3 protein-coding genes are annotated in these 6506 nt (G+C 69.9%); 1 reads left to right on the top strand and 2 read right to left on the bottom strand.

Annotated features, from left to right (window positions below; all coding sequences use genetic code 11):
* Window positions 1–249: 249 nt before the first annotated feature.
* Together lexA and V7067_RS13645 are read right to left on the bottom strand one after the other, a co-directional pair.
* Window positions 250–966, bottom strand: a complete 717-nt coding sequence (gene lexA, locus V7067_RS13650; RefSeq protein ID WP_334176455.1) for a transcriptional repressor LexA — start codon at window positions 964–966, stop codon at window positions 250–252.
* 290 nt (window positions 967–1256) lie between these two features.
* Complete coding sequence (locus V7067_RS13645; RefSeq protein WP_334176454.1) at window positions 1257–4133, bottom strand: ribonuclease E/G; 2877 nt, start codon at window positions 4131–4133, stop codon at window positions 1257–1259.
* 1504 nt (window positions 4134–5637) lie between these two features.
* On the opposite strand from V7067_RS13645, the gene V7067_RS13640 reads away from it, so the two are divergent.
* Window positions 5638–6195: a single-stranded DNA-binding protein gene (locus V7067_RS13640; protein WP_334176453.1), complete on the top strand. Its 558-nt coding sequence runs from the start codon at window positions 5638–5640 to the stop codon at window positions 6193–6195.
* Window positions 6196–6506: the final 311 nt, after the last annotated feature.

The raw sequence follows: 6506 nt of genomic DNA, 5'->3' as shown, positions 1-6506 counted from the left end.
GAGTGGGGCAGCGCCACAGGGGGGCAACGGCAAAGGGCGGAAGCCTCGTCGGGTCAGGGCTCACGCACGGGCACGGCGCCTGCGCCATCGCCTTGCCCGCCGCGGCCATATGCCAGCGCCCGGCTGCGCTCCGTGCCCTGTTCATCGCGCAGCACCCGGCACCGGTGCCCGCCCGATGCTCCATGCCCGTGGTTCATCGGGCCTCATGGCCCCGCACCCCGCGCAGATGTCGCTGCCCGGCGCTCCGGCTCAGTAGCGACGCATCAGGGCGACGAGGCGGCCCTGAATCCGCACGCGGTCGGGCCCGAAGATGCGCGTCTCATAGGCCGGGTTGGCGGCCTCCAGCGCCACGGATGCGCCTTTGCGGCGCAGGCGCTTCAGGGTCGCTTCCTCGCCGTCGACCAGCGCCACCACGATGTCGCCGGTGTCGGCGGTGTCGCAGCGGCGGATGACGACGGTGTCGCCGTCATGGATGCCGGCGTCCACCATCGAATCGCCGCGCACGTCGAGAGCGAAGTGATCGCCGCCGGGCAGCATGTCGGCGGGCACGGGAATGGTGCGGCTGTAGGTCTGGATCGCCTCAATCGGAACACCGGCGGCGATGCGGCCCATGACGGGCACCGGCGTCACCGTGGCGTCGATCGCGGCCGGCACCGGCCCGGGCGGGGCCTCGGCAGCGCGCGAGCGGCCGCCTTCGATGACACCGGAAACCGGCCCGCGCGCCCGCGCCGCAGCCGCGCCGGGGGAGACCGAATCCGGCAGGCGCAACACCTCCAGAGCACGGGCACGGTTGGGCAGCCGGCGCACGAAGCCGCGCTCCTCAAGGGCGGTGATCAGGCGATGGATGCCGGACTTCGATCGCAGATCCAGCGCATCCTTCATCTCTTCGAACGACGGGGGCACGCCGCTCTCCTGAAGGCGCTCATGAATGAACATCAGCAGTTCATATTGCTTGCGCGTAAGCATCGGCCCCTCTCGTGCTGCCTTCCCCACCGGGCGTGACAACCGCGCTTTGCGGCGCAGAATCAAACAGGTGCGGACAAATCGTGAACAGCAGGGTATTCGTTCTAGTTGTGTTCCGCAACGGTTAAATTTCGGTTGGCGCCCGTTTCGCTCAGGGGGAACTGCCGGGCGGCAGCGCGGCCCCTGAAAACGGGCCGGATATGAAAACGCCCCCGATGCGCGATGCATCGGGGGCGTCAGGATCGTCTTGCGGGCCGGTCGGGCCGGCCCTGAATCAGAGACCCGGTCCCGGATCAGAGGAAGCCGCGGCGCTGCCACCAGCCGGTGCGCTTCGGCCGGCCGTCATCGTCCTCGCCGGCGTCATCGTCGGCCGCGTCCTCCCCGAAAGCCGGTTCGTCCGCAGGGGGCGCTTCGGCAGCGCTCGCCGCATTTTCCTCAGGCGCGGGCGCGTCGTGCGAAGCCGCCTCTTCAGGGGCTGCCGCCTCGTCCGGGACAACCGGAACGGCGGGGGCCTCGATGACGGCGGTCTCCGCATAGCCGGCAGTTTCCCCGAAGCCGCCGGACATCGCCGGATCTTCAGGCTCCGACGGAGCGGTCTCAGCGGCGGCAAAACCGGCCGTCTCCGGCACCGCTTCGGCCGGTTCTTCCGTTCCGGCAACCGCGCTGCCCTCCGCCTCAGGGGCGGCTGTGGCATCGGAGAAGGCGGGCGGCGTGGCTTCGTCCGTCACCGCAACGGCCTCGCCGGCCGCATCGGCACCGGCCTCAGCCGGCGCGGTTTCCGGCGCCGGCGCGGCAGCCCCGGCCGGCTCGCCTTCGGGAGCCGGCAGCGCAAGGGCGGCCGCTTCGTCACCTTCGCCGGTCTCGCTCACGTCGGCGTCAGAGCCGCCCTGCGCGGCGGTTTCCGCCTCGCGCCGGCGACGACCGCCGCGGCGGCCGCGACGGCGACGGCCTGCGCCGCCATCATCCTCGCCGGCCTCGGGGGCGGCAGCGGTGTCCGGCTCGCCGGCCTCGTCGGTCTGTTCTCCGGCTTCCGCCGCGACGGCGTCCTCGCTGCCGGCCTCGGCTTCTGCCTCTGCCTCGTCGGCGGCATTGTCGTGGCCATCGGCGTCATGGCCATCGGCCGGACCGGTCTCGCCCGGACGCCGGCGACGACGCCGGCGACGGCGCTTGCGCCCGGCATCGCCGGCCTCGCCTGCGGCCGCCGGCGCGGCGGCCTGCTCCTCGGCCTCCTCGGCGATATCGGTCTCTTCCTCGTCCTCGGGCTCGATTTCCGGCTCGATCGAATCGACATGCACCGCGGCGGCCAGCGCCGGGGGCAGCGGGGCGTTGGGATCGCGCACCGCCAGTTCGCCGCGCTCGATCACATGGTGCAGGTTGCCCAGCGTCTCATCGGCCGAAAGCGCGATCTGCACGCCGAACCGGGCTTCGATATCGGCCAGATGGCGGCGCTTCTGGTTGAGGATGTAGAGCGCCACCGCGGTGCGGGTGCGCACGTTCAGATTGTGCGCCGCATTCTTGATGAGCGCCTCTTCGATGGAGCGCAGCACATGCAGCGCCACCGATTCGGTGGAGCGCACGACGCCGGTGCCGTAGCAGTGCGGGCACAGCTGGGTGGAGCTTTCCACCACGCCGGTGCGGATGCGCTGGCGCGACATCTCCATCAGGCCGAAATGCGAGATGCGGCCGACCTGAATGCGCGCCCGGTCGGATTTCAGCGCCTCCTTCAGGCGCCGTTCCACCGCGCGGTTGTTCTTGTTCTCCTCCATGTCGATGAAGTCGATCACGATCAGACCGGCAAGATCGCGCAGGCGGAGCTGGCGGGCGACTTCATCGGACGCCTCCAGATTGGTCTGGAGGGCGGTGTCCTCGATGTTGTGCTCGCGGGTGGAGCGGCCGGAGTTCACGTCGATGGAGACGAGCGCTTCGGTCTGGTTGATGACGATGTAGCCGCCGGACTTCAGCGTCACCTGCGGCGAGAACATCGCATCGAGCTGAGCCTCGACGCCGAACCGGGTGAACAGCGGCGAGGGGTCCTTGTAGGCCTTCACGTTCTTGGCATGGCTCGGCATGAGCATGCGCATGAAGTCCTTGGCCTCGCGGTAGCCATCGTCGCCGCCGACCAGAACCTCGTCGATATCCTTGTTGTAGAGGTCGCGGATGGAGCGCTTGATGAGGCTGCCTTCCTCATAGACCAGCGACGGCGCGGACGAGCGCAGCGTCAGGTCGCGCACGTTCTCCCACAGCCGCAGCAGGTATTCGAAGTCGCGCTTCACCTCCACCTTGGTGCGGTTGGCACCGGCGGTGCGCAGGATCACGCCCATCCCTTCCGGCACTTCCAGCTCGGTAGCGATCTTCTTCAGGCGCTTGCGATCCGGGGCCGAGGTGATCTTGCGCGAAATGCCGCCCCCGCGGGCGGTGTTGGGCATCAGCACCGAATAACGGCCGGCGAGCGACAGATAGGTGGTCAGCGCCGCACCCTTGTTGCCGCGCTCTTCCTTGACGACCTGCACCAGCAGCACCTGACGGCGCTTGATCACTTCCTGAATCTTGTAGGTGCGGCGCGAGCGCTGCGGGCGGCGCTCCGGCACCTCTTCCATCGCATCCTCGGCACCGACCGATTCCACGACCTCTTCCGGGGCGTCGTCGCCGTGCTCGTCGTCGTGGCCGTCGGCCTCGTGCCCGAAGCTGTCGTCGGCGGCAACGGACACGACGGTTTCAGCAGCGTCGTCCTCGCCGTGCTCGTCGCCGGCTTCGGTCACGTCGCCGGCAACCGCGTCCCCGGCAGGGGAGGCAGCCTCGGCCTTCGCCCGGCTCCGCGCCTTTGCGGCGGCGCGTTCGGCCCGCTGGGCCGCCCGCTCGGCAGCCCGCTCTTCCTCAGCCTCGGCCTCGGCCTCGGCATCGAGCAGGGCCTGCCGGTCGGCCATCGGGATCTGGTAATAGTCCGGATGAATTTCGTTGAAGGCAAGAAAACCGTGCCGGTTTCCGCCGTAATCGACGAAGGCAGCCTGCAGCGAGGGTTCGACGCGGGTTACCTTTGCGAGATAGATGTTGCCGCGCAGCGGCTTGCGGCTTGCGGATTCGAAATCGAATTCCTCGACACGATTACCGCGGACGACGACCACCCTGGTCTCCTCGGAGTGGGTGGCATCGATAAGCATCTTGTTAGCCATTGAAGACGTTCTCCACGGCTGCGGCCGACCCGCGTCGGCGCAACGCGCCACGACAGGGTCTCGCCGAACGAGCCGTCAGCTTGAGTATGGAAATGAAAGGCGGGGCAGGGCCGGGCTGCGGCGCGTGGCCGGCCGGCGGCAGCACGCCCCGCCACAGCGGCGCCGGCAGGGGCCGACCCGTTGGAGGCGTTGCGGAAGCTGGCAAACCGGACCATGAAAACTGCGCTCAAACCCGTCTGGCGGCCCGAAAAGAGCCGGAAATTGTTGGTGATCCGGGCGGTGCCCGCAGGTTGCCGGCGCCCGGATCGGGAAGCCTTTGCACCCTCGGCTGCCGCCCCCGGCCGGCGGAAAGCGCGCCAGACCGGAAAGGCAATTGGGGCCGGCAGAGCCGGCGCTGCGGTCTGTCCGGGTCAAATGCGGCTGCAACAGCCGGGCTTCGTCCGGGACGGACCCTGATGGAGGCCGGGCGGGCCGCAAGGCGCCGCGCCGTCCTGTCTTGTGCCGGCACCGCACGGGCGCGGTCATCTGGCCGGAGCGGCAGACCTGCCGGCCCGGGAGAGCCGCAGACCCGTCGGGCTGCTTTTGGCAGCCGCCCGCGGGAGGCCGGACAGAACCGGCCGCAGTGCCCCGGTCTGCTGGCGATGGTCCCGAAATCCGGTGCCGGTCCTGACGCGGGCGTTCCCGTGCAAATCCGGCTCCGATCCGGTCGCTTCGATCCGATGACGCAGCACCCGGCCGGCGCCGGACGGGCAGGCCCGGCGGAAGGCACAGCGCTGCCAATTCAGATTCGGCCCGCAACCCGGCAGACATTCCTTATTTACGAAGCTGTTGTCCGCTTTGCAAGTTGGCCGGGCCGGTGCGATGCCGGCAGACCTGTCGCCGGCCGGGCGGTCCGGGGGCTGCAGGCGGGAAAATCACGCCGGCTTCGCACTTGCACGGGAACAAAGATGGAACAATACTGCTTTCCGGTAGCAGACGACCGCGCCGGGATGGCGGTCTGTTGTGGATAAGCCGGATCGTCGGGCGTGGACGATGCGGCCGCCGGGCCCGGTGCAGGGTTGGAGCGGCACAGGGCTTGGTGTAGGCATCTCGCCGCCGGCGGGGGAATGTGTCATCGTGGTGCGGGCCGCCCCGGCTCCGGGTGGCGTGACGGTCGCCGGGTTCTGGTCGCCGGGGCCTGGTCGCGGGCGTCTTGGTCACGGGCGTCCGGGTCGCGGACGTCTTGGTCGTGGGTGCCATGGCCGCCGGTGCGTGCCGCGGGTGTCGTGGCCGCCTGTTCTGCCCGGCCGGGGATCCCCCCGGTGTGGTCTGACCGGTTTAACCGGTGTGGTTTGCCGGGCGTGATTTGCCGGGTGTGGTCTGTCGGGTGACACGGGCGATGCCGCCGGCCTGCGCCGGCGGCGATTGTGCGGCAGGCGGGCGACGGCGTTGGAAACAGCAATCGGGATCGGTCCGGCGCGGCGGGATGCGTGCCGGCCCCCGCTTTGAGGCGAAGGAGGCGAAGATGGCCGGCAGCGTCAACAAGGTCATTCTGGTGGGCAATCTCGGCGCCGATCCGGAAGTGCGCCGCACGCAGGATGGCCGTCCGGTCGCCCGGCTGCGCATCGCGACTTCGGAGAGCTGGCGCGACCGCAACAGCGGCGAGCGCCGGGAAAAGACCGAATGGCACACCGTGGTGATCTTCAACGAGGGCCTGTGCAAGATTGCCGAGCAGTTTTTGCGCAAGGGCTCGAAGGTCTATCTTGAGGGCCAGCTTCAGACCCGCGAATGGGAAGATCAGCAGGGCGCCAAGCGTTATTCGACCGAAGTGGTGCTGCAGGGCTTCAACTCGGCGCTGACGATGCTGGATGGCCGCGGCGAAGGCGGCGGCTCGTTCGAGCGGTCCGGCGGCAGCGATTTCGGCCGGTCCTCGCCGATGGAGCGTTCGCCCGAGCGCGGCGGCGATTATGGCGGCGGCCGCCCGGAGGGCCGTGCGTCGTCGGGCGGCAGCGGCAGCATCGGCGGCGGACGCGGCAGCGACCAGTCGTTCTCTCGTGAGCTCGACGACGAAATTCCGTTCTGACCACAGGCCGGCCGGGAGGCGCGGGCGCGCGGTTCACGCGCCGCCCGGGCTTCTGTCGCCCGGCCGCCGGTCATCGGTTCGCTCCCGGTAGCTGTGCCCGCAGGCCGCAAGGCTGGCGAAGGTGATGCCGGTGGACGGTGGCGGGCGCCCTGCGCGGGCCTTCGGGCAGGCGGAGCGGGCGCGCGATGGCCGGGGTTGCCGGGGGCGGGGTTGACCTGATCCGGGTCGGCATGATGCGGGTTGTCATGCCCGGCGTTGCCCGGCGTTGCCCGGCGTTGCCCGGCGTTGCCCGGCGTTGCCCGGCGTTGCCC

This window comes from Pseudoxanthobacter sp. (assembly GCF_036822375.1).
Lineage (GTDB): Bacteria > Pseudomonadota > Alphaproteobacteria > Rhizobiales > Segnochrobactraceae > Pseudoxanthobacter.
The sequence above is the reverse complement of the archived record's forward strand: the minus strand, read 5'-3'. Positions and strand labels throughout refer to the sequence as shown.